The organism is Collinsella sp. CLA-ER-H11 (assembly GCF_040092445.1).
GTDB lineage: Bacteria > Actinomycetota > Coriobacteriia > Coriobacteriales > Coriobacteriaceae > Collinsella.
The window spans coordinates 1-1,363 of record NZ_JBBNLN010000029.1; the positions used below are offsets into that span (position 1 = coordinate 1).

The 1,363-nt window shown below is 65.9% G+C and carries 2 protein-coding genes; both read left to right on the forward strand.

Annotated elements, in window-relative coordinates; all coding sequences use genetic code 11:
• A partial coding sequence (locus AAAX35_RS09560) for a helix-turn-helix domain-containing protein (RefSeq protein WP_349117457.1) occupies window positions 1-500 on the forward strand: 500 nt, incomplete at its 5' end.
• Window positions 428-1,363 (forward strand): IS3 family transposase (locus AAAX35_RS09565; protein ID WP_349117458.1); only part of this gene is annotated, 936 nt, incomplete at its 3' end. The genes AAAX35_RS09560 and AAAX35_RS09565, both read left to right, overlap by 73 nt.

Below are 1,363 nucleotides of genomic sequence, written 5' to 3' on the forward strand. Positions count from 1 at the left end.
CTTTCTTTATGCGCGTTGATTTGAGGGTGAAGCATGATGCCGAGGCCAGGAAGGCGGCCATAGGGCTCTTCGAGCTCGGGCACGGGTATAAATCTGCCGCGATTGCCCTTTCGCTTCCCGCGGAAGCCGTGAGAAGATGGCAGGAGATATACCGCGCATTCGGGAGCGAGGTGCTGCTGCGCATGGACGGAAAGCAGGGCAGGTACACATACGAGCAGAAGGTCGCCGCCGCCTCCGCCGTCGTCGACGGCGGCATGACGAAGACCGAGGCGATGGCGGCGTTCGGCATAATGTCGATGTCGCCGCTCAAGAAGTGGTGCGCGCTATACCGCCGGGGCGGCGCGGAGGCCCTGCGCCCGAGGCCCAAGGGCCGGCCGAGCGGTTCCAGGGCGAGGCCGCGGACCCGCGAGGAGGAGCTCGAGGAGCGGTGCCGCAGGCTCGAGGCCGAGGTGGCCTACCTAAAAAAATTACGCGCCCTGGTCGAGAGGGACGGGCTCTGACCAGGGCGAAGGCCGAAGCGGTCGCGGCCCTGCGCGCCGAGGGACACGCACTCGGGCACCTGCTCGCATGCGCCGAGCTCAAGAGGTCGACCTACTACTACGCCCTCGCGCACCCGCCGAGGCCCACGCGCCCCGAGCTCCGGGAGGCGGCCGCCGAGATCTTCTCGCGCACCGCCAACGGCTGCGGGCACCGGCAGATAGCGATGTGCCTCAGGGCGGAAGAGGGGGCCGTGATAGCCGACAAGACCGTGCTCAAGATGATGCGCGAGATGGGGATCCGCTGCGGGATCAGACGCGAGACGGCCTACCACAGGTACAACTCGTACAAGGGCGTCGTCGGCAGAACGTTCGAGAACGTGATCGCGAGGGATTTCGACGCCGGGGCCCCGTGGCAGAAGCTGGGGACGGACGTCACCGAGTTCAAGGTGGCTGGCGGCAAGGCCTACTGGGCCCCGACGCTGGACTTCTGCACCAAGGAGATCGTGGCGAGCGACATATCGACCACGCCCGACATGGGCCAGCAGGTGAGGATGCTCGACGAGCTGCTGTCCAAGATCCCCGAGGGCGCCGCCCCGACCATGCACTCGGACCGGGGCTGGCAGTACCAGCACGCCTCGTACACATCCAGGCTCGAGGCCGCCGGCATCGTCCAGAGCATGTCCAGGAAGGCGAACTGCATCGACAATGCCGCCACCGAGCAGCTCTTCGGCCACGTCAAGGACGAGTTCTACCGGGGCCGCGAGTGGAAGACGTTCGAGGATTTCAAACGCGACCTGGAGGAATACATAGTCCACTGGAACACGAGCCGGAGGCAGGTAAGATTGAAGGGCCTGACCCCGGAGGAGTTCCGGAATCAGGCCCTT